Origin of the sequence: Pseudoalteromonas sp. CuT4-3, from assembly GCF_035666335.1 — a bacterium.
Lineage (GTDB): Bacteria > Pseudomonadota > Gammaproteobacteria > Enterobacterales > Alteromonadaceae > Pseudoalteromonas > Pseudoalteromonas atlantica.
The window spans coordinates 2,503,512-2,525,569 of sequence record NZ_CP142030.1 but is presented as its reverse complement, the minus strand read 5'-3'; the positions used below and the strand labels follow the sequence as shown (position 1 = coordinate 2,525,569).

The following is a 22,058-nucleotide window of genomic DNA, read 5'->3' as shown; positions in this document are numbered from 1 at the left end:
CCCTGAAGCCCTGAATAAAAAAATGTATTAGCTCAGTGTAGTAAATGATACGAATATGACAAGATATGGCTGTCTGTTTTTTAATCACAACCCTCGGTGGTGTCACCAAGGTAAAAAGCAGTGCCAGATACTGATACATTTAGCGCTTTATTGTTTTGATTATCATTATTGGGGCAATATACAAAGCCAGAAAAGTTATCGCTGTTGCTTAGGGTTGTTGTAATGCGCCCACTAGTATTAAAGCGAAGGCTACTATTCCCAGTAAATTTAACCTTGTCGATACTATTTATTTGCTCCATTGTGCGTAAAATAGTGTCTTTTTGCCAGTTATATATTCCGTTATTATTGGTATCTACAAAGAGAGTAATTATGGACTCCCCCCCCCAAGAGCTCTGGCATTTAAAGTATCGATTACTCTCAACTTGATTTATAGGAGCTGGGCATATGATAACAATCTCATCTGTACTGGCGGCTTGGGCACGAGCAAAGCTAATATTGCGTTTTAGCTCAAGCAAAAAATTCTCAGCGCGGTTTTCTTCAAGCATATCGCTACTGTCCCAAAGAGCTATAGAGGCGATAATACCTACTATGGCTACTGCCACCATGAGCTCTAATAAAGTTAAACCGGTTTGGAATTTTTTCATATTATTTATACCTACTACATTTGTTATTATTATAGCTAGTTGAGAAAGATTTATAATTCAGACTTATAAATAATTATACCACGCTTGGTTGTTTTATCATCGAATTCAATTGCTTTGTTTGCTATGAACTCCATGATTGTCTAAAATCGAGGCAACTAAAGCTTTAATAAGTAGTGAGCATGAAAAAAATAGAAGCAATCATCAAACCGTTTAAGTTAGACGACGTACGCGAAGCCCTATCAGATGTAGGTATCACGGGTATGACTGTAAGTGAAGTAAAAGGTTTTGGTCGTCAAAAAGGTCACACAGAACTTTACCGTGGCGCTGAGTACATGGTGGATTTTTTACCTAAGGTAAAACTTGATATTGTGCTAACCGATGAAGATGTTGAACGCGCTATAGAAGTAATAGTAAAAACAGCGCAAACAGGCAAAATTGGTGATGGTAAAATATTTGTCACAGATGTTGAGCGTGTAGTACGTATACGCACCGCAGAAGAAGACGAAGAAGCAATTTAATTATAGTAATAAGCGCATAAATAAAAAGGCTGCAAATAATGTTATTTGCAGCCTTTTTTTGTAAATACTATTTAATACCAATCAGCAATAATAATTAAGTATTTTAAGGGGCTAAGCCTCACGCTAAGTGCGTTAAAACGCTTGTTAAGAACACCTAAATAGCAATTTTTACTTACTAAAGAATGTTTTTACCCCAAAGAAAATTACTTAATTAAATGAATTAGTATCAATAATATTACTGTTTTTCAGCATGTTCTTCACGCGCTTCTTCAATTTCTTCGGCAATTTCTTGCGCTTTTTGCTTCGTTTTTTCGGTTAATTCACCCGCTGCTTCTTTGCTTTTTATCCATGCATCAACGGCAATCTCTTTGCCATCGTCGTACATGTCTAAGCCCATTGCTTTACTTTGTTCAAGCAGCTCATTTAATGACTCATCATTTTTAAGCTCTGTGGCTTTATCTTTTACATCGTTCCATGTATCACCAAGCTGCTCTTGCATTTGCGCGCTTTTATCTTTTGCATCTTCTTGTACTTCCTGAGCATCTTCACAGCCCGCTAGTGTAATTAAAGTGCCTAATAAAGCTAAACCTGCTAATTTGTTCATGTGCTATCTCTCCTTAGAGACAAATAATTAATTCCACTTAATAATAGAACAGCGAAGATGAACACACCTGTAACAACACGCTTAAATTTCAAATTAATGAATGAACACGATTGGCCGCTGCTGCATGAACTAGATCAAGACCCCGCGGTAATGAAATACATAAACCGAGGAACGCCTTCGACATTAAAACAAATTAAAGAAATAGGGATCCCCAGAATGCTTGCCTATAAAAATGCAAACAAAGGCTGGGGGCTGTGGAAAGTCACCCTTAAAAAAGAGGACTTTTTTATAGGGTGGGTGCTGATTAGGCCTATGCACTTTTTTACTCAAACTCCCGATTTTACAAATATTGAAATAGGGTGGCGCTTTAAGCAATCTAGTTGGGGACAGGGTTATGCAACGGAAGCGGCTAGTGCATTATGTAACGCCTTAAAAATGCAGCCAGAGATAAAAACACTATCAGCAATGGCACTGGCCGATAATAAAGCCTCAATTAGCGTCATGCAAAAGCTGGGGTTTACCTGGGTCAAAAACTATATACACACTGATGAACAAGGCGATTTGGATGCCGTTTTATACGCAAAGGCGTTATAGCATACAAAAAATTACTTGTATAAACATTGACCTAACATTCTATGGTATGCATAAATGAGCCAAGCGAGATTCAAATAATAAAGTAAGGATGTTTTATGGGGTTATTTTTTCGACCAAGCCGGCTCATTGTAAAGAGTGTGTTGATTGCAAAATTTTGTATATTTAGCGTGCAGGCGGAGCAAGTTACTAAAAGCGCTGTCGCAATGCCTGACTCGTTTAGTGCAGATACAGCACAAGCTATTTTAGAGCAAGGTGGAAATGCCGTTGATGCGGCTATTGCTGCGCAATTTGTATTAGCGGTAACGCTACCCGAAGCCGGAAATATTGGCGGGGGAGGCTTTATGCTTATACAAAAAGAGGGAAAAGGCGACTTTATAGACTATCGCGAAACGGCTCCCCAAGCAGCGCACAGGGATATGTATTTAGATGCCAAGGGCGATGTAATTAAAAACAAGTCAATTTATGGTATTCACGCAAGTGGTGTACCAGGGAGCGTAGCCGGTATGTGGCTGGCCCATCAAAAACACGGCACCTTAAAATGGCAAACATTAGTACAGCCAGCGGTTACCTTAGCAGAGCAAGGCTTTAAAGTGCCGCCCAAATTGGCTCAAGGGGTCGCACAATACATTGCTCATCTAGACAAACAAAATATAAATGTAAATTTTAAACACTATTTTGCAGATATAAAAGCAAATCAGATTTTTAAACAGCCTGAGCTAGCCGCTACTTTAAAACGCATAAGAGATAACGGCCAAGACGGGTTTTATAAAGGCGAAACAGCCCGCATTATTGCCAACTTTATGCACCAGCACGGCGGCATTATTAACCAAACTGATTTGGCTAATTACACGGCTGTGTCGCGCACGCCGATTAAAGCTAACTGGAACGGTTATGAAGTATTAACCTCTCCACCGCCAAGCTCTGGCGGAATAGCTATTTTGCAGTGGCTAAAAATGTTTGAGCTTAAAAAAAGTGAAATGGGGCTGGTACATAACTCTACTCAATACGTACATTTACTTGCTGAAATAGGTAAACGTGTGTTTGCCGATAGAGCAGAGTATTTGGGCGATCCGGACTTTTTTGATGTACCAGTGACTGAGCTTACTCATATTGATTACCTAAAAGCGCGCAGTAAAGATATTTCTTTAACAGCTATTTCAACGACCGAAAACATTAAACCAGGCCTCAAAGAAAGTGAGCAAACCACGCATTTTTCTATTATTGATAAAATGGGTAATGCGGTGGCCAATACCACAACGATTAATTTAAGCTTTGGTAGTGGCGTTGTGGTTGAAGGGGCTGGCTTTATATTAAATGACGAAATGGACGACTTTAGCGCTAAACCTGGGGTAATGAACGCCTTTGGTGCGCTCGGGGGTAAAGCCAATGAAATTCAGCCACAAAAGCGTATGCTTAGCTCAATGTCGCCAACCATACTGCTCAAAAACAACAGCGTTAAAATGGTCACAGGCTCGCCTGGGGGCACAACAATTATTAGCTCGGTGTATCAATCTATTTTAAATGCGGTTGAATTTAACATGGGCGCCAACGATATTGTTAATAGCACGCGGTTTCATCATCAGTTATGGCCTAAAAACGTGATCAGAACACATGCAGGGCTCAGTGAAAACACACAAGCTGAACTTATAAAAATGGGCTACACACTGGATGAGCGCCGCTTTGGTGATTTGCAGGTTATTGTAAATAAAGACGGTGAGTTACAAGCAGCTTCTCAGGCTACAGGCCGGGGTGAGTCTCGGGTATTTTAACATTTTTAACTAACCCCTTTTTAAGCTAAAGGGGTTAGTTTTGTTATTAACCAATAGCGGGTACTAATCCCAACATTTGCATAAATTGAGCTACAATAATTACAATGCCGCACAGCCCTGCCACCGCTAATCCCATATTACCACTTCGCACTTGGTATCCCGTTTGAGGGCCCGATTTACGTTGCTTATACACCATAGAAACCGGTAAAAATATTGCTAATACCACAAGGGCGATGGCTGCAAAGCCTAGCGCCATTATAAATCCCTGAGGGTAAAATAACGCAAATCCTAAAGGGGGAATAAAAGTAATTAGTGCGGTTTTTATTCTTTCTGATTTGGTGTCGCCTTTATTAAATGCATCAGCGAAAAAATCAAATAACCCTAAGCTAACACCTAAAAAAGAGGTGGCCAATGCTAAGTCGGCAAACAGTGTAACAGCGCTTGTTACCTGCGGATTATGCGCAATATTTGCCACACTCTCTACAAAGCCTGTTAAGCCATTACTATTGAGTAAATCACTTTGCTGCATAATACCTTGGCTAAGCAGTTGCCAAAAAATATAAATCACTAAAGGTAAAGCAGCCCCTGCAATCATTACTTTACGCAATACTTTTGTTTCTAGCCCCACATACTTAACAATTGACGGAATAGAGCCATGAAAACCAAATGAGGTAAAAATAACGGGTAAGGCAGATAAAATCAGCCCTTGCTCAACGGGCATTTCAAGTAAGTGCTTACCTTGTACATAGGGTGTAAGCATATAAAACAAGCTGCCTAGTACTAAAATTTTAATCGTAAATAACACGCGGTTAAGTTTATCTACTTTACTGGTGCCTAAAGTAACCACGCTACCTATTACAATGGCCAAAACAATAGAGGCAATTTGGGGCGCTATGTTTATTCTCAAATCACTACTAATACGCGACTGCAACTGCGCGCCACCCCCGGCTATATAGGCTGCGCACAGGGCGTAAAACAAAAATATCATCGAAAAGTTAGCAATGTACTGGCCGCGTTTTCCTAACCAGCGCTTTGCTAAGGTGTTTAACGTTGCATCTCTAGGGGCGTATTGGTGGAGCTCTAGCATTAATAAAGCGGTGTAGGTCATCAGTAACCAACTGGCTATTATCAGTGTAAGCGCGGTATTAAACCCAAGTCCTGCAGAGGCAATTGGCAATGCCAGCATACCTGCGCCTATGGTGGTGCCTGCAACAATTAACATGCTGCCTATTGTTTTATTTTTAAGCACTTAACTATCCTAAAATGTGTGAGAGGCACTCAAGATATAACTAGTTACTTAAAACATAAATAGTTTTGTAATAAATGCCGGTAAATAATAATGTAACTATGAATTTACAGCTGTATTTAGACGTTTATATATGTACTGCGTATTACTTTCGCGCGTATAATTTACTTTAATAGGGTTTCTACCTCCTCAGTGCAAAGGAATGGCGTGTGCCAGTTAAATTATCTTATTTACTACTTGTCATTATTTGGTGTACTACGCCTTTAGGTATTGTATGGAGCAGTGAAACTGTAGCACCAACGCTCGCCGTTTTAATGCGCATGATTATAGGCTTATTTGTTGCTGGGTTAATTGTTGCTATAGGCAATATTCGTGTACCTTGGAGCAAAAACGCGTGTACGTTATATGCATACTCCAGTTTGGGTATTTTTGGCGGTATGTCATTAAGTTACATGGCTGCTACCACAGTACCTTCAGGTATTATTTCGTTAGTGTTTGGCCTTGCGCCTATTCTCTCTGGTTTTTTAGCACAAAGGTTACTTAATGAGCCTAAATTTAGCCCTATTAAATTAATAGCGCTGAGCTGTGCATTAATAGGCCTTTATTTTGTAAGTTATAACCAGCTACAAACCTCACAAACTCAGGGCATAGGGCTGATGTATGTGTTATTGGCGGTTACTTTATTTAGTCTCAGTGGGGTGATGATCAAACGTGTAAAAATTGCTATTCACCCTATGGCAACCACTTTTGGAGCGCTGGTTTTTGTTACTCCTTTATTTGGGCTGCTGTGGTGGCTGGTAGATGGGCAAATAAGTATGGATTATTGGAGTGCTCGCTCGTTATGGAGTATTGCGTATTTAGGTATTTTTGGCTCGATTGTAGGGGCTTTAGCGTATTTTCATGTATTACAAAAGTTAAACGCCAGTACTGTAGCCTTAAGTAGTTTAATTACACCAAGTTTTGCATTAGCGCTAGGCGCATTACTTAATAACGAGCCTTTAAGTCAGGAGCTTATTATAGGAGCCATAATTATATTTTTGAGCCTAACGTTTTTTCAGTTTGGCGATAAGCTCACAAAGCGGCGCAGCGGTAGCTAGCAGTTTAGGGCGGTTACATTTTTGCTATTTGAATAATTAAACGACGGTTTTTATTTCGCCCTAAAATATTTTCGTTAGTATCAACAAAACGTTTTTCACCTAGGCCTGTGGTTTGTACTTTGCCCTCATCAACACCTAAGCTGATCATATAATCTTTTATAGCTTTAGCACGCTTACGCGATAAATCTAAGTTATTCCAACGACCACCGTAGCTATCGGTATACGAATCAATATTTATAGACTCAATACTGGTATCATTTTTTAAATACTCAGCAATTTTATCTAAGCGCTTTTGCGACTCTTTAGTGAGCTTACTGCTATTTGATTGGTAGTTCATTACAGTAAATGAAATATCTTCAAAGCTGTATGGTAGAAGCTCATCGCGGCACTGTAAAAACGCCCAGTAGGCTTGCTTAAAATTAACGCTTGAAATACCAACGGCAATTTTGTCGGCACTATTTTGCCAGTCTTGGTAGTAAAAGGTAGGATGAAACCCTTTTTCAAGTTCAGTTAGCATTTCCCATGCGGTTTTATTACCAAGCTCACCATCAAACTTTTTAAGTAACTTCATCGTGGTTATATCACGCGCGGGCAGGCCTGAACGCCATGCTGGTGGCACCGCCTTTAAACCGGCTATATCGTAATTGTCGGGGCGCACAACCATATCTAGATTAAAAGTTAGGTTTTTGTTTTTACTAGCCGATGCCTTAAATATGGCCTCACCGTAGTAGGGCACTTCGTGGTTTAATTGGCACTGTAAGCGTGTTTTTTTTATAACTTCCCAATTGGAGTTATCTTGATTTGCGCTGTATTGGCGCATAGCCGCTTGCGATGAATAACTCATCAAGGCGGTGCCAAGGCTTACGCTAATAAAAAACAACTTACACTTCATAAAACGCTCCGGTTAATCTACTAAGCCAATATTTTGGCGTACGGCTAAAGTAGGGCTCTATACCAACTTAATTAAAAACATAATCTTCGTATCATATTAAATAGCCCGCTCACTGCGTTAAACTTACTGATGTAAAACAAAGCTATAAATAATTTCGCCTTGTTATTGCGCTATTTTCTAGGCGCCATACTGGTATCCGTAATTTAATGCGATGGGAATTAATAACAGCCAATACAATTAGCAGTTATTTAAAAGCAAATAGCATGCCTACAATATATTAATTAAATAATTTATAAAGCCCTAGCCGAGTAGCCCCCAATTTTGACATAATAGTGAGCTTATCCTCATAAACCAAGAAGACTATGGCAAATACTGAGCAAACACTTTTCGCACAACGCTTTCGCGGCTTTTTTCCTGTTGTTATTGATGTAGAAACCGCCGGCTTTAATAAAGAAACCGACGCCTTACTTGAAATTGCCGTATCAATTTTAAAAATGGATGACGAAGGGTTACTCAGCATAGATCATACCGTTCATTTTCATGTAGAGCCTTTTGAAGGCGCTAATATTGAACAAGCCGCAATTGAATTTAACGGCATAGACCCGTTTAGTCCGTTGCGCGGCGCTGTACCAGAAGACGAAGCAATTAAAGAAATTTGTAAAGCAGTACGTAAAGCGCAAAAAGCTGCTGGGTGTCAACGCTCAGTTGTAGTGGCACACAATGCCGCCTTTGATCATGGCTTTTTAAACGCAGCCATTGAGCGTAACAATATTAAGCGTACGCCATTTCATCCATTTGTGAGTTTCGACACAACCTCGCTTGCAGGGTTAGCTTTAGGTCAAACGGTACTGGCTAAAGCATGTAGAGCCGCGGGGATTGAGTTTGATAACAGCCAAGCACACTCTGCACTTTACGATACAGAACGCACAGCAGAACTATATTGTTTAATAGTAAATCGTTGGCAAGAACTAGGGGGCTGGCCATTAGCGCCACTACCCGAAAGTGACGCCCAAGAATCTGAAAACACCGAAGAGGAGACTAAAACGACTGAGTGATTTTTCCCTCAGAAAGTTTTACTAAGTGGGGTGGGTAAATACGCGAAAACTGTTTTGTGTCTTTTGCTATTTTAAGCTCCACACCTGGGTGCATTATTTCGTTAATTTTAAGTCGGCTAGTTGCCAATAGCTGAGATATTTTTTGCTTCACCAATCTTTTTTGACGTTGTACGTGCATAGCTCGAGTTTTTATATGCTGCTCATTAGCGGCAATTTTATCTAGTAGCTGTTGGCGTTGAGCAGCAACTGGAATTTTTATCGCTTTTTCTTTAGCTTGTTTAAGTGCAGATGTTTTACTTGCTAATACTTTTTCAAAATCAATTATTTGAGACTGCTTTGAGCGCAGTTCATGCCAGTTTTGAGCTAAAAACACACGGGTTTTAGTCCCTGCCGGCGCACCTAGCTCACCTGTTTCAATACGCATAGCATCAAGAATATTCCCCCCAATTATTTTGCCGCGAGGGTTACCTGCTTTACCCACACGTATTAAGCGCCTTGCACTTAAATTACAATGTAATGCTTGGCGTTCTATAAATAAATCTTGCGCACTTTTAATATTACAGTACTGGGCATAGCCAATAGAAATAATACGCTGGGCTGAAATTTCACACGTAAATGCTTCTTCATTTTCACGCTTACGGCCAATAGCGCCGAGCATAATAGTTACCGCGCTTTGGCTTTCAATCGTGCCTGATTCAACAAACCCTAATACAGTAATATCGCCATTGGCTTTAACCCGCATACCGTCTTTTACATCACCAGAGATAATTACACTGCCATCAAAATCAACGTGGCCTGTACTTACATCTACGTTATGAAAACACAAAACATCGTCAACCCGCATGCCTCTAGGTAAGGCCACAGGCACACCTTTACAATCGGCAATGAGCATGTTTGGGTTATTAGGGTCTATTTTTGTGCCTTCAAAGGGCTGTAATTGATGTTCTTTACCAGGCGTTGCCTTGATCATATCGCCAAAAACCGTATAGCCATCTTCACCTGGAGTAGCTGCTACTCGCTGCATTAAAGGGGTGCCGGGCTTTACCGTAATAATCGCGCCAAGGTCTTTCATATCGACCTTGCCACCTTCTTTTGCTTGGGGGCTAAGTACGCGGTCTTGCGCTGTAGAGCAAAGGCGAACAAACCTCGCATCACTGCCTTCTTTAGGGTTTCGGCCATGAGCCACAATAGCGCTGTATGATGTACCTGCAGGGTGAGAAAACTGCTGACCTAAAAACGTATCAAGTGCACGAGGACTAATGCCTTTTTTTACACCGGCTTTAACTAAAGCTGCTTGAGCTGCCTCCATTGAGAGTAATGCGCCGCCTTTGGCCGTGGTAAGCGTAGCCTCTGCAACCATGTTTTTTTCATCAACGTTAATAACAATGCTCGCGTCCGTGGCTTTGGCAATTACTAATGATTCTTGCTGATAATTTTTACTCGGTGAAAATAACTTACCAATATTGCCAGAGAGTACTTCAAACTCGCAATAATCAGACTGTTCAAGCAGCTCAATAAGTTGAGCACTCGTCACCGGAAATCCATTATCAATAGGGTGTGCAGATAACGCCAGCTCACCCGTTTGTTCATTAAATAAAAAAACCGACATTTATAAATTCCCTACGTAATATGCCTGTTATTATGATTATTACTTTTACTACTAAAGCCTTATAGCTAGTGTAAATTTAACTCCTTATTTGAGCACAACTTGACCGGTATGTTAAGTAAATGTTCAGTATTTGTTTGCTTTTTTACAAACTTGTGCTTGTTTACTGTTCAGTTGATTCAGTTAGCTAAAATAAAAGTGTCACACCCCTTGAGTATCAGTCGTTTACTCAGTTATACTGCCCTTACTGAAAGAAATTCATATTTCAGGGGCTGATTAGGATTCGACGGAATTCAAGAAGCCTGAGGTGCATGTCGAGGTGCGGTTTGCCTCGTAAAAAAGCCGCAATTTAAAGTAATCGCAAACGACGATAACTACTCTCTAGCAGCTTAGGCTGGCTAGCGCTCCTTCCATGTATTCTTGTGGACTGGATTTTGGAGTGTCACCCTAACACCTGATCGCGACGGAAACCCTGGCCGGGGTTGAAGCGTTAAAACTAAGCGGCCTCGCCTTTATCTACCGTGTTTGTCCGGGATTTAAAGGTTAATTAAATGACAATACTAAACATGTAGTACCGACGGTCGAGGCTTTTCGGACGGGGGTTCAAATCCCCCCAGCTCCACCAATTCGCTGTTCGATAACATCCGAACAGATACAGGAAACCCGCTAACCATATAGGCTAGCGGGTTTTTTATTGCCTGTAATATCCCAAGATGTTTACCTGCATCCAGTATTTTTAGTACCATGGTTAGTACCACAGCACTTATTAGTGAAAATGCTGTGGTACTAAAAATAAGAAAGCCTTGAATTCACAGGGCTAGAACATGGTATACATAAAAGAAATGGCCAGAACTGTAAAACCCCTCAACGATACACAAATTAAGCAAGCTAAGCCTAAAGAAAAAGAATACTTACTTTCAGATGGTAGTGGGCTTCAGCTATCTATTAGACCTAATGGTACTAAAAGTTGGATATTTAAGTACTACAAACCACTCACTAAAAAAAGGACAAACATTTCTTTTGGACAGTATCCTCAAATTACCCTTGCCGCTGCTAGAGTAAAAAGAGAAGAGGCACGCGGGCTTCTTGCTAATGAAAAAGACCCAAAAGAGTTCAAAGAGCAACAATATATTCAAGAGACGCAAGCGCGTTTAAATACTTTAGAGAAAGTAGCGATGGAATGGTTTGAGATTCACAAACCAAAAATAAAGCCTAAGCACGCAGAGGGCATTCTGGGAAAGTTAAAAAATCATGTGTTTCCTGAACTAGGCAAGCGGCCTATAAGTAGTATCGATGCTGTTGTAACAATTAATGCATTGAGGCCTGTTGCTGCAAAAGGCACTCTTGAAACAGTAAGAAAGACGTGTCAGGTACTCAATCAAGTTATGGGCTACGCAGTAAATACAGGAATTATAAAGCATAACCCTTTGGAAAGAATTAGAGATGGCTTTGCAAAACCAATAACAAAGCCGATGCCAACGATAGATGCTAGCAGGTTATCTGAGTTTATGGCGGATCTTTCGAGAGCCAGTATAAAGTTTCCTACTCGGTGTGCGATTGAGTGGCAATTACATACAATGGTAAGGCCAAATGAAGCCACTAAAGCAAAATGGTCTGAGATAGATTTAGAAAACAATGTGTGGATAATACCTGCAGAAAAAATGAAAGCAGCTAAAGTCCATAAAATACCATTAACTCCAAGAACGCTAAAATTACTTGAGTTGATGAGCCCGATAAGTGGACACCGAGAATTTATTTTCCCTGCTGATAGAAACCCTAGAGATCATATGAACCCTCAAACCCCAAATGCAGCAATAAGTCGAATGGGCTATAAAGGGGAGCTTGTTGCACATGGCTTAAGATCACTTGCAAGTACTGTGTTAAATGAATCTAGGTTATTTGACTATGAGTTAATAGAAGTTGCATTAGCGCATCAAGACACGAACCAAGTTCGAGCTGCATATAATCGAAGTGACTATCTAGAAAGTAGAAGAGAAATGATGTGCTGGTGGAGTGAGTATATACACAAAGCGAAGGTACAGTCTCTTGTCTAACTTTAAAGCGTTAGCTAGCCTTAATTTGCTACAAGAAACAACAATCCAACGGATTGATTTTGAACCCTCTCGGCTTCAGGCTGCAGAGGGAGGCAAAGTTTATTTAAAGCAAATATTAAAAGATGTTATCGCGTCTATTTACGCCATTGAGGCTAATACATCGGATAGGATATTAAATGACTTTGATTTGTTGCATTTAACAGGGGTTAGCCTTACTCATTTAAAAACAAAAGCGGAAGAACTTTTGACTAATGTGCTAAATAATGAGCAACCTGAAGGCTTAGAGCTATTTACATTAGGTGCTCTAATAGGCGAATACAACACCCTTCACCGGTTTGCTAATAGCTTACTTTTACATCAACAAACAAAAGAAAAAGCGCAAAAAGCTAATATTGGCAAGCAAATAAAAACTCAAACTTATTTAAAACTTTCTAAAGAGATTTTTTGCGCAATAAAAACTCTAGGTTTTGCCAATAACGATTGGGCGATTATCAGTGGCGTAGATATTTTTCTTAAGGCTTCGCTAGATAGTGCAATGCTTATAGAAAAAAAGAGTTCATCCCAAAAAATTGCTAAATATTTAAATATAGAAATAGGCAAAGGAAAGCCAAATAGTGAGATGCTGAAATTAAGAGATAAGCTTGTTGTTTTTTTAAATCGTGAGTATAGCTCTGATATTCATGAACTTTACTCAACATTTTATAAAAGTGAAGAGTTCGAATACAAGAATCACACTAGCACTGACTCAATAGATGCTAATTTAAGTAAGTGCCTAGATGCCTTACATTACTTATTAAAGTATGAATTGCGTTACGATGAGGAAGTAGAGCCACTTCATGTTCCTCTTATAATGAGGCTTTCTGCAAAGCTTGTAACTCAATATATACTCTCACATCTTAAATCATTAATTAAAATATCAGGTAGCAAGCCTTTAACCGATTTAAATGAGTTTATGTATAGCCAGTCTATTTATAATGAGATAAAAGCAATAAGCCCTACATTTTTTTCGCAGCCAAGTAATTGTTATTTAACACCTATTGAATCACAGCTACTTGAGATCAGAATCAAGTACTCATTTAAGGAGGCTGGATTGGCACACAGCCAAAAGGTTAAATACAAACTATAGAGCACATCCACAAAGCCTTGTCAGTTTTTAATTACAGGCTTTTACTATAAGTATGCAGTGCTAATCAGTTAAAACTTACTGTAGACAAAACTAATAATTAACCATAAATACTCTTCAAATTAGTCACATATATTAGTAGCAACTCAATTAAATTATAAAAAATTAAGTTTTATGTGTGATTTTTGTGCAATTGAATTGTTTTAATGCCGATTCCTCACGGAATAGTTAATTAAACGATGAAAAAAGTTTTGCAATATAGCTTCGTACCTAGACGGACATATCTGTCTATCTTAGAAATTAACGGGACAAAGTCTCAAATGATTCGGAGCAGTATCATGAATTTAAATAACCTATTAACTAACAGCAAAAGAATTCTTCGCCTTAAAGATGTACAAACTTTGACTGGTTTATCTCGAACTATGATTTACGACTTACAGAGTAAAGGCGATTTCCCACAAAGTATAAAGTTAGTGCAAAGTGGGCGCGCTATGGGGTGGCAATATAGTGATGTTATTAATTGGATTGACTCAAGAGTACAAGCATGAAATTTTTAGCTAAACGAGAAGTTAAAATTGCTGATGAAGATGTTTTTATTTCAAAAGTTGCAATTCAAAAGCACTTTGGTTTTTCGTCTTACTTAATAGGCAAGCTAGTAAAAGAAAGGACTCTTTCAGAGCCAGTGGAGTTAGCTCAAAAAGTTATTGGTTGGCCTTTGACAGAGGTAAAGCAACTCAACCAAATTAGCACTTCTTAGGATAACAAGGGATGTTATTTTATTAGTTAGACCCTTTTACATGACCTTTACTTGCTTAAAGCGCCAGTAATAGTGCGGTTAACTTCATTGTTGTAGTGCAGGTTATTTATAATATTTAGAGAAAATCATGCCATCTCAGTTAGTTCAAAAATTAAAAGATAAATATGGTGTTGAAGTACATTATCAAAAACTATCAGAAGAGTCTTATATAGCTTTGGAGATAATGAATTTCCCAAGTGGATATTACTACGACATTATTAAAGCTACGCTAAAGCAATTGGATGTGATGCTTTGTAAGTTTTCAAAAGTACTCGTACTCAGGCTCGATTTAAGATTAGAACAATATAGTAAAGACAATAAAGTTGTTTCACAGTTTATTAATAGTATTCAAAAGAAAATAAAGAATACATACGGTGAGTTCGCCTATATATGGGTAAGAGAGCAAAACAAAGCTGATAAGCAGCACTACCACATAGCTTACTTTTTTAATGGTCATAAAATCATACACCCTAGTAAAGTAATAAGTTTAATTCAAGCAGGGTGGTTTAAAGCTTCGGCTGGTGGAACACTATATATACCTGAACATTGCTTTTATCAGTTATTTATTAATCAGCCTAACTTTTACGATAACTTTAAGGAGGCCGTTTACAGGCTTAGTTACCTTGCTAAATGCTATTCTAAACGGCGTGTTTCGCAATCCGTAAAAAACTATTCTTCAAGTAGACTTGAATATAATGAGGGTAGTTAAATGGCTAGGGGTGGCAAAAGAAAAGGAGCAGGTGCGCCAAAAGGTAACATAAATGCTCTTAAGCATGGCGGCAGGGCTAAGGTAATGCATGGTGTACCCTTAGATAAAGAGCTATCTGACTTTGAATATAAAGCGTTGTGCTTAGTACAGTTAGAAACTCTCAAAAAGCTTAATAAAGATGACAGTTACGAATCTAGACTTCTAATTTATAAACATTTTATGAGGTATAAAGGCACTTTGTCGTTCGACTTTTAAGGATTTTGGTGGGCTTGGTACACTGCAGAGTCGCTTTAACACGGCAAAATAAAAAAAGGAAAGTAACCGATCAAGCTACCAAACAATCAAAGATATTCTAATTTTTCATTTAAATTCAATGGCTTAAGATTTTTGTGGCAAGCCTTGTATTAATTCTAAAAGGTGATCGCCCTCGTATTCGATCACCTTTGGCCTTTAAATTTACCATTTCACTACCATGCAAGAGTCAAAGTAGCCTTTGTTTTGATAAACGGGTCAGTTTTATATAATATCTTTTACTTAATAATGGATTATTGCTACTTCACCAGTAAAGGAACACTATGCCACTCCCTGATTACCAATCTTTTATGACCCCGTTACTTGCATGCTTAGCCAATGGTAAAACAGTTAAACTGCGTGATATTGATGCCGAAGTTTACCGAAAGCTTGGGCTTAGTGCCGATCAACTAAAGCTCCGCATACCCAGTGGTAAGCAAACCTATGCCTATCATCGCTTGGGATGGGCTAAAACTTACCTAGTTCAAGCGGGTTTAATAGAGCAGCCTAAAAGAGCTTTTTGCAAAATCACACAAAAAGGTCTAGCTGCAATAGAGTCGGGGGAGCCAATCAATAACCAATACTTAAGTAAGTTCGATGCTTTCCTCGATTTTAAAACACGATCTAAAGACGCAAACGAGCCCACACAAGTAAACACCACCAGCATAGTAAGTAATAACGCTGATAAAACCCCAGAAGAGCTTATAGAAGCTGCAATTGATACGCTCAACACCAACCTAAGTGACGAAATACTAAAAGCGATATTAGCAGCCTCCCCCGTATTTTTTGAAAACCTAGTGGTCGATTTAATGCTTGCTATGGGTTACGGCGGTTCGCGTAAAGATGCAGGCCAAGCTACTCAATACACCCAAGATGGTGGCATTGATGGTGTAATCAAAGAAGATAAACTTGGTCTTGAAATGATATACTTGCAAGCCAAACGTTATACCAATAAAACAGTTGGTCGCCCAGATATACAAGCCTTTGCAGGTGCGCTTGATATGCACCGTGCTAAAAAGGGCGTTTTTATTACCACCAGTAGCTTTAGTAAAGAAGCCCTCGAATATGTAGGCATGATAGAAAAACGCATAGTGCTGGTGGATGGCGCACAACTAACCGAACTCATGCTTACCCATAATTTAGGCGTAAGCACCAAACATGTATTTGAAGTAAAAGCGCTCGATAGCGATTACTTTATGGAAGATTAAAAGTACTTTTCAATAGGGCTGTGGTTTAAAGGATTACAAAAAGGTTGAATATCATCCACTTTTATAGTGTATTGAATATCGGAAAAGGATAATGATTTAAAGGATTAAGCTAATGGATGACTTTTCGCCCTCAGAGTTAAAAACAATTTTGCACTCTAAACGCGCCAATATATTTTACCTTGAATACTGTAGGGTAATGCAAAAAGATGGCCGTGTTCTTTATCTTACAGAAGCTAAAAACGAAAATCAGTTTTTCAATATTCCAATCGCGAACACTACTGTTGTGTTATTGGGCAATGGTACATCAATTACCCAAGCGGCTATACGAATGTTGGCACAAGCAGGTGTACTAGTCGGTTTTGCTGGTGGCGGGGGCACACCATTACATATGGCCTGCGAAGTAGAATGGTTTACGCCGCAAAGTGAATATCGCCCAACGGAATACCTTCATGGATGGTTACAGTTTTGGTTTGATGATGAAAAGCGCCTCAAGGCCGCAAAGACATTTCAACAAGCGCGAATTGATTACTTACAAAAGGTCTGGCAAAAAGATCGTGATTTAAAAAGTGAGGGATTCGATTTTAATAGCGAGCAAATTCAGAACGCGTTAACCAAGTTCCATGCCCGCACCGATGCTGCAAACAAGCAATCAGACTTGCTGTTGACCGAAGCACAGCTCACCAAATTACTCTATAAATATGCTGCCAACAATACCAATGCATCAGAGTTTAAGCGCCAACACCAACCAGATAAAAATAGTATCAATAAAGCCAATGACTTTTTAAATCATGGCAACTACTTAGCGTATGGCTTAGCGGCGAGTTGTTTATGGGTACTTGGCATCCCCCATGGTTTTGCTGTTATGCACGGTAAAACTAGACGCGGCGCTTTAGTGTTCGATGTTGCTGACTTAATTAAAGACGCAATAGTCCTACCTTGGGCGTTTATTTGTGCCAAAGAAAGCGCAACTGAACAAGAGTTTCGCCAGCAAGTATTACAAGCCTTTACCGACCACAAAGCACATGCCTTTATGTTCGATACAGTTAAGGACATTGCCTTACAAAATTATTCAACACAAGACATTGAGGCACAAAACATATGATGGTCACCTTTGTCTCACAATGTGAAAAAAACGCCCTTACCAAAACCCGCCGCGTACTTGACGCTTTTGCCAACCGCATTGGCGACAACACATGGCAAACGTTAATCACCGATGACGGTTTACTAACGGTTAGAAGAATGCTGCGTAAAACTGCCAGTCGCAGTACTGCAGTAAGTTGCCATTGGATAAGAAGTCGCTCACGTAGTCAGTTATTGTGGGTTGTAGGAAATAGATTGAAATTTAATGAACAGGGCATAGTGCCTGTTAATCGAACCTCTCTTAATCTAGATCATAAAGAGTGGGAACAAGGCTGGTATTTAAATGAAATGGTCGTTTTAGCATCAAGTATTGCGGGATTATTTCATGATTTTGGTAAAGCTAATGATTTGTTTCAGCAGAAATTAAAAGGGTTAACAGAATCAAAAGCAGAGCCTTATCGTCATGAATGGATTTCGCTGCGTTTATTTGAAGCGTTCACCAAAGGGAAAGCAGATAACGATTGGTTAGAGCAATTAGCGAATATTTTTGAAAATGGTCACGGTGTTGAAGTTGAAAAACAAGTGCTCAGTAACCTGTTTATTGATGGGGAAGGCAGTCAACGCGTATTTAACGAGCTTGCTCCTTTTGCAAAGTTAGTTGGTTGGTTGATCGTATCGCATCATCGCCTACCTATGGCAAATGGTGATGCTGTCCAAATTAAAGACATTAATAAGTGGTTGTCTCATTGCTTTGATTGTCATTGGAATTCAGCTAATGCTATCGACCTTGATAAATACAGTGCCAAAACAATTTCACAAAACTGGCTTTTTGCGCAAGGTACGCCTTTTGTCAGTAAACCATGGCAACATAAAGCAAGTCGTATAGCAAAGCGGGCTTTAAATACACCTTTATTATTTACTGATGAAATAAATTGGTTTGAACAACGTTTTGTCAGCCATATGGCGAGATTGTCGCTAATGCTTGCTGATCACTACTATTCCTCATTGCCAATTGAAAAGTCAAAAACAGTGTGGCGAGATAAACAATACAAAGCGATCGCCAATACAGATAGGCAAAACGTACAGCAGACAAGTTATAAACCCAAGCAGCAACTTGATGAGCATAATATTGGTGTTTCCGTTAATGCACAGCGCTTTGCTCAAAACTTACCAGCGCTTAAGTATACTTTACCTGCTATTGCGCAGCACAAGCTATTTAGTAAACGAGCAGAACATGAGAAATATCGCTGGCAGGATAATGCATTTTCTCATGCAAAGGCCATTTCAAAAGCAACTGAAAAGCAGGGGTTTTTCGGTATAAATATGGCATCAACAGGCTGTGGTAAAACTGTTGCCAATGCGCGTGTTATGTATGGTTTGTCAGATGAAAAAGAGGGCTGCCGTTTTTCTGTTGCATTGGGTTTACGCACACTAACCTTGCAAACAGGAGATGCTTACCGTGACTTATTAAAGCTCGGTGTTGATGAATTGGCAGTATTAGTTGGGTCTCAAGCCGTTAAGACATTACACCAACTTAATAAAGAGCCTGAAATGGCAAACTCCGGTAGTGAATCAGCAGATGAATTGTTTGATCAGCTATTTGTGAGTTATGAAGGTCAAATATACGATGGCCGTTTAAAGTATTGGCTCAGTGCTAGTCCTAAGTTAGAACAGCTAATTAGTGCGCCGGTATTAGTGAGCACTATCGATCACCTCATGCCAGCAACAGAAAGTAAACGTGGCGGTAAACAAATAGCGCCAATGTTACGCTTACTCACTTCAGATTTAGTGTTGGATGAACCCGACGATTTTGGTTTAGAAGACCTACCAGCATTGTGTCGTTTAGTGAATTGGGCTGGGATGTTGGGTTCACGGGTGCTGCTTTCTTCAGCCACACTGCCACCTTCATTGATGAAAGCGTTATTTGATGCATACCAATCAGGGCGTCAGCACTTCAATCAAGCGCAATTCCCAAAAGATAAAGAACAACCTATATGGTGCGGCTGGTTTGATGAATTTAAAAGCCAAACGGTGGAAATACAAAATAAAGAAAACTTTATCGCAACCCATAAAGCATTTGTGGAAAAGCGGATAGCAAAACTCACCAGAGAACAAAAAATATTACGTAAAGGTGAAATCATTAATACTGAACCTGTACTGTTAGAGAGCGCAAGCAGTTACCCAGTTCCTAGCGAGTATTTAAGTACATCTCAAACTATTTATGAACACATGCATCAATTGCACAGTAGCCACTATGTAACACACTCGTCAGGCAAAAAAGTCTCATTGGGCGTGGTACGTATGGCCAATATTAACCCGATGGTCGAAGTTGCTAAATGCTTAATGAATATGACACCTAAAAGTGATCACCATATTCATTTTTGTATTTATCACTCACAGTTTCCTTTGGCAATGCGCTCTTTTAAAGAAAGTCGCTTAGATATGACCCTTAGCCGCCAAGACGAGCAGCAATTATGGCAACAACCAGAAATACGACGCGCTATAGAAATGAATTCAATGACAAACCATATTTTCGTTGTGATTGGTACATCTGTAGTTGAAGTAGGACGTGATCATGATTATGACTGGGCAATAGCCGAACCGAGCTCAATGCGCTCCATTATTCAATTGGCGGGGCGAGTGCAAAGGCATCGCCAACATGTACCAAAAACCAGTAATGTACGGGTATTAAATAAAAATATCCGAGCATTGAAAAATGAGATACCTGCTTATTGTAAGCCGGGCTTTGAAAGTACTTCATTACCACTTTCAGTTCATGACCTGAATGAACTAGTTAGTAACGAACTAGCCCATATCTCAGCAATATCTCGGATTATCGAACCAAAGTTCACCTTAGCTGATTTTGAAGTGGATGAAAAATATGGTGCTGCAAAAGCAACGAATCAATTTATGGTACAAGAGCATCGTGCGCTGCGTTTTCACTTAGAAACTATGGACGGTGGGAAATTTAAAAAAGAGTTTTACCGCAATTATAAAGAAGCCGATATCTGGTGGAGCGAGTGCACAGCGACACACGCTAGTTGGAATGGGGAATTTATTCGTCAAACAGAGTTCCGAAAATCTCAGATGCAAGAAGCGTTTGTTTTACGGATTGATGAAGATGAGCAACTCATATGGTGTCAGTTAGATATAACGCAAAAACCCTACAGGTATACACCAAAGAACAGCCGCTTTAATAGTGAAGATATTATCTTAGCTCAGGGCTGCCATTGGTGGTTTGCAGAGACGCCAATCGATATCTATCAATACTTTTCTGAAGCGCTTGATTGCAACTTACAAAAAGCCAGCCAGCAATTAGGTGAAATAAATTTAAGGGCAGAAAAAGAAGAACAACTGATTACATGGTCATGGCACCCGCAATTAGGTGTTTATGAGCAATCAAAAAATAAGGAAAACCAATGGAATTGACCTTAAGTGAAGCGATTGCCGATTATATCGAGCAGCGCAAAAAAATTAAATTAGAGCCTTTGCAAAAAGCGCTCGATAAAGTGCTAGAAAAAAGTGACGACTTTACCGAAATAAGCATGGCTAAATCGCAATATTATGAAGCTGCCGCACCGATTGAATCGGCATTTCAACCTGCCGATTGGTTAACTGATGCCGCCAAGCGAGCTAAACAAATTAGTTTAGCGACACATGCAGCAAAGTTTACCCACAGTGACGCTAAAGCTAGCAGCATTCTGGTGACAGCCATAGAACAACAGAATACAGGGTATGTAACCACTGCTAACTTAGAGTCTAAAGCAATTGATGCAGTGGGTAATGCAGCAGCACTTGATATTGCAAAGCTTTTGAAAATAACCGTTAACGGCGAAAGCTTAATTGATCAGCTGCAAAATAAGCATGTAGATGCGTTAAAGGCGTTCTCTGATGATGAAGCGTTACTTCGTGAGTGGCAGTTGGGCTTTGAAAAGGCGCTAGGTGATGAAAAACGCTCAGGTCACACTCTGACAAAACAGCTTTATTACCCCGTGGACTTAGAGGGAAATGACGCTGAAAAATATCATTTATTGTGCCCGTTATTTTCATCGTCACTCGCTCATGAACTACATAAACAGGTTACTAAAACGCGTTTTGGTGAGTCGAAAGAGATTCGAGATGCACGAAAAAAAGGGCATTTTCATCAAGCGTTAGATGAAAGCTTTCCAGCCACCGCAGTACAAAATTTTGGTGGTTCTAAACCACAGAATATTTCACAGTTAAATAGCGAGCGATATGGTCAAAGCTTTTTACTCAACTGTGCGCCGCCAACCTTTCAAGTTCAGAGTAAACCACCGTTAACCAGTGCATCGATATTTAATCGTGAATTTGGTTTTAAAACGACAACACTTATTCGTGAATTTAAAGCCTTTTTAACTGGGCTTACTGAGCAAGATAGAAACTTTAAAACCCGTTATAAGCTTGATTATGGCTTTGTTCAGCCTTTACTCGACAGCTTATTTAATCATGCAGTACAAATTCAAAGCCTAACCGAACACGCGGGTTGGGCAAGTGATGAGCAATGCCAAATGAAACGTGAGCACGCGCTTTGGTTAGATGTAAATAATCCAAGTACGGCTTTTCAAGCTGAGCGTGAAAAGAACGATTGGCTTGAGGTTATTGCAAACGACTTTTCACTTTGGCTGTTGCGCAAACTTGAAAATAAACAGTGCTATTTGTTGGGCGATGTTGAACAACAATACTTTAAAAAGCTGTGTTTACACGAGTTAAAAGTTTTTGAGCGCCATACGCTAAAGTTGGGAGAACAATAA

20 protein-coding genes and 1 other RNA gene are annotated in these 22,058 nt (G+C 39.5%); 16 read left to right on the top strand and 5 right to left on the bottom strand.

The features are described from left to right. Positions 1 to 80: 80 nt before the first annotated feature. Complete coding sequence (locus VOI46_RS11630) at positions 81 to 644, bottom strand: GspH/FimT family pseudopilin (protein WP_004588370.1); 564 nt, start codon at positions 642 to 644, stop codon at positions 81 to 83. Positions 645 to 823: 179 nt separating this feature from the next. On the opposite strand from VOI46_RS11630, the gene VOI46_RS11625 reads away from it, so the two are divergent. Continuing rightward, positions 824 to 1,162 (top strand): P-II family nitrogen regulator, encoded by a 339-nt coding sequence (locus VOI46_RS11625; protein WP_004588371.1) that lies wholly within the window; start codon positions 824 to 826, stop codon positions 1,160 to 1,162. 235 nt (positions 1,163 to 1,397) lie between these two features. Here VOI46_RS11625 and VOI46_RS11620 read toward each other — a convergent pair whose 3' ends face one another. After that, positions 1,398 to 1,766 carry a hypothetical protein gene (locus VOI46_RS11620; protein ID WP_004588372.1) on the bottom strand — a complete coding sequence of 123 codons (369 nt, stop codon included), beginning with the start codon at positions 1,764 to 1,766 and terminating at the stop codon, positions 1,398 to 1,400. Positions 1,767 to 1,823: 57 nt separating this feature from the next. Here VOI46_RS11620 and VOI46_RS11615 point away from each other — a divergent pair, with 57 nt between their 5' ends. After that, a complete protein-coding gene (locus tag VOI46_RS11615; RefSeq protein WP_004588373.1) occupies positions 1,824 to 2,360 on the top strand; it encodes a GNAT family N-acetyltransferase in 537 nt (178 codons plus the stop codon). 95 nt (positions 2,361 to 2,455) lie between these two features. Then, positions 2,456 to 4,129, top strand: a complete 1,674-nt coding sequence (gene ggt, locus VOI46_RS11610) for a gamma-glutamyltransferase (protein WP_004588374.1) — start codon at positions 2,456 to 2,458, stop codon at positions 4,127 to 4,129. A gap of 46 nt (positions 4,130 to 4,175) precedes the next feature. On the opposite strand, the gene VOI46_RS11605 is transcribed toward ggt, so the two are convergent. After that, positions 4,176 to 5,378, bottom strand: a complete 1,203-nt coding sequence (locus VOI46_RS11605; RefSeq protein ID WP_004588375.1) for an aromatic amino acid transport family protein — start codon at positions 5,376 to 5,378, stop codon at positions 4,176 to 4,178. Between the two features lie 206 nt (positions 5,379 to 5,584). Here VOI46_RS11605 and VOI46_RS11600 point away from each other — a divergent pair, with 206 nt between their 5' ends. Continuing rightward, entirely contained in the window at positions 5,585 to 6,472 is an 888-nt protein-coding gene (locus VOI46_RS11600; RefSeq protein WP_004588376.1) for a DMT family transporter, read from the top strand. 13 nt (positions 6,473 to 6,485) lie between these two features. On the opposite strand, the gene VOI46_RS11595 is transcribed toward VOI46_RS11600, so the two are convergent. After that, positions 6,486 to 7,364, bottom strand: coding sequence for an OmpA family protein (locus VOI46_RS11595; protein ID WP_004588377.1), 879 nt, complete (start codon positions 7,362 to 7,364; stop codon positions 6,486 to 6,488). A 362-nt stretch (positions 7,365 to 7,726) separates the two neighbouring features. On the opposite strand from VOI46_RS11595, the gene rnt reads away from it, so the two are divergent. Continuing rightward, a complete protein-coding gene (rnt, locus tag VOI46_RS11590; protein ID WP_004588378.1) occupies positions 7,727 to 8,419 on the top strand; it encodes a ribonuclease T in 693 nt (230 codons plus the stop codon). On the opposite strand, the gene VOI46_RS11585 is transcribed toward rnt, so the two are convergent. After that, positions 8,403 to 10,028: a FapA family protein gene (locus tag VOI46_RS11585; protein WP_004588379.1), complete on the bottom strand. Its 1,626-nt coding sequence runs from the start codon at positions 10,026 to 10,028 to the stop codon at positions 8,403 to 8,405. The two genes, rnt and VOI46_RS11585, sit on opposite strands and share 17 nt — an antisense overlap. Positions 10,029 to 10,293: 265 nt before the next feature. On the opposite strand from VOI46_RS11585, the gene ssrA reads away from it, so the two are divergent. The 11 genes from ssrA to csy1 all read left to right on the top strand — a co-directional run bounded on the left by ssrA (position 10,294) and on the right by csy1 (position 22,058). Further along, positions 10,294 to 10,650: a transfer-messenger RNA gene (gene ssrA / locus VOI46_RS11580) on the top strand. Positions 10,651 to 10,849: 199 nt separating this feature from the next. Continuing rightward, positions 10,850 to 12,079 carry an integrase domain-containing protein gene (locus tag VOI46_RS11575; protein WP_324738030.1) on the top strand — a complete coding sequence of 410 codons (1,230 nt, stop codon included), beginning with the start codon at positions 10,850 to 10,852 and terminating at the stop codon, positions 12,077 to 12,079. Then, complete coding sequence (locus VOI46_RS11570) at positions 12,072 to 13,205, top strand: hypothetical protein (protein WP_324738029.1); 1,134 nt, start codon at positions 12,072 to 12,074, stop codon at positions 13,203 to 13,205. Before VOI46_RS11575 ends, VOI46_RS11570 begins: the two co-directional genes overlap by 8 nt. A 335-nt stretch (positions 13,206 to 13,540) precedes the next feature. Beyond that, the gene (locus tag VOI46_RS11565) at positions 13,541 to 13,750 is read left to right on the top strand and encodes an AlpA family phage regulatory protein (RefSeq protein ID WP_324738028.1); all 210 of its coding nucleotides are present in this window, start codon (positions 13,541 to 13,543) and stop codon (positions 13,748 to 13,750) included. Then, complete coding sequence (locus VOI46_RS11560; RefSeq protein WP_324738027.1) at positions 13,747 to 13,959, top strand: hypothetical protein; 213 nt, start codon at positions 13,747 to 13,749, stop codon at positions 13,957 to 13,959. Before VOI46_RS11565 ends, VOI46_RS11560 begins: the two co-directional genes overlap by 4 nt. 127 nt (positions 13,960 to 14,086) lie before the next feature. Then, positions 14,087 to 14,707, top strand: coding sequence for an inovirus-type Gp2 protein (locus VOI46_RS11555; protein WP_273611414.1), 621 nt, complete (start codon positions 14,087 to 14,089; stop codon positions 14,705 to 14,707). Then, a complete protein-coding gene (locus tag VOI46_RS11550; protein WP_256845295.1) occupies positions 14,708 to 14,962 on the top strand; it encodes a hypothetical protein in 255 nt (84 codons plus the stop codon). Between the two features lie 320 nt (positions 14,963 to 15,282). Then, a complete protein-coding gene (locus VOI46_RS11545) occupies positions 15,283 to 16,206 on the top strand; it encodes a restriction endonuclease (RefSeq protein ID WP_324738026.1) in 924 nt (307 codons plus the stop codon). 112 nt (positions 16,207 to 16,318) lie between these two features. Beyond that, positions 16,319 to 17,308: a type I-F CRISPR-associated endonuclease Cas1f gene (cas1f, locus tag VOI46_RS11540; protein WP_324738025.1), complete on the top strand. Its 990-nt coding sequence runs from the start codon at positions 16,319 to 16,321 to the stop codon at positions 17,306 to 17,308. After that, positions 17,305 to 20,715 (top strand): type I-F CRISPR-associated helicase Cas3f, encoded by a 3,411-nt coding sequence (cas3f, locus tag VOI46_RS11535; protein ID WP_324738024.1) that lies wholly within the window; start codon positions 17,305 to 17,307, stop codon positions 20,713 to 20,715. Before cas1f ends, cas3f begins: the two co-directional genes overlap by 4 nt. Next, complete coding sequence (csy1, locus tag VOI46_RS11530; RefSeq protein WP_324738023.1) at positions 20,706 to 22,058, top strand: type I-F CRISPR-associated protein Csy1; 1,353 nt, start codon at positions 20,706 to 20,708, stop codon at positions 22,056 to 22,058. The genes cas3f and csy1 overlap by 10 nt, the downstream gene beginning before the upstream one ends.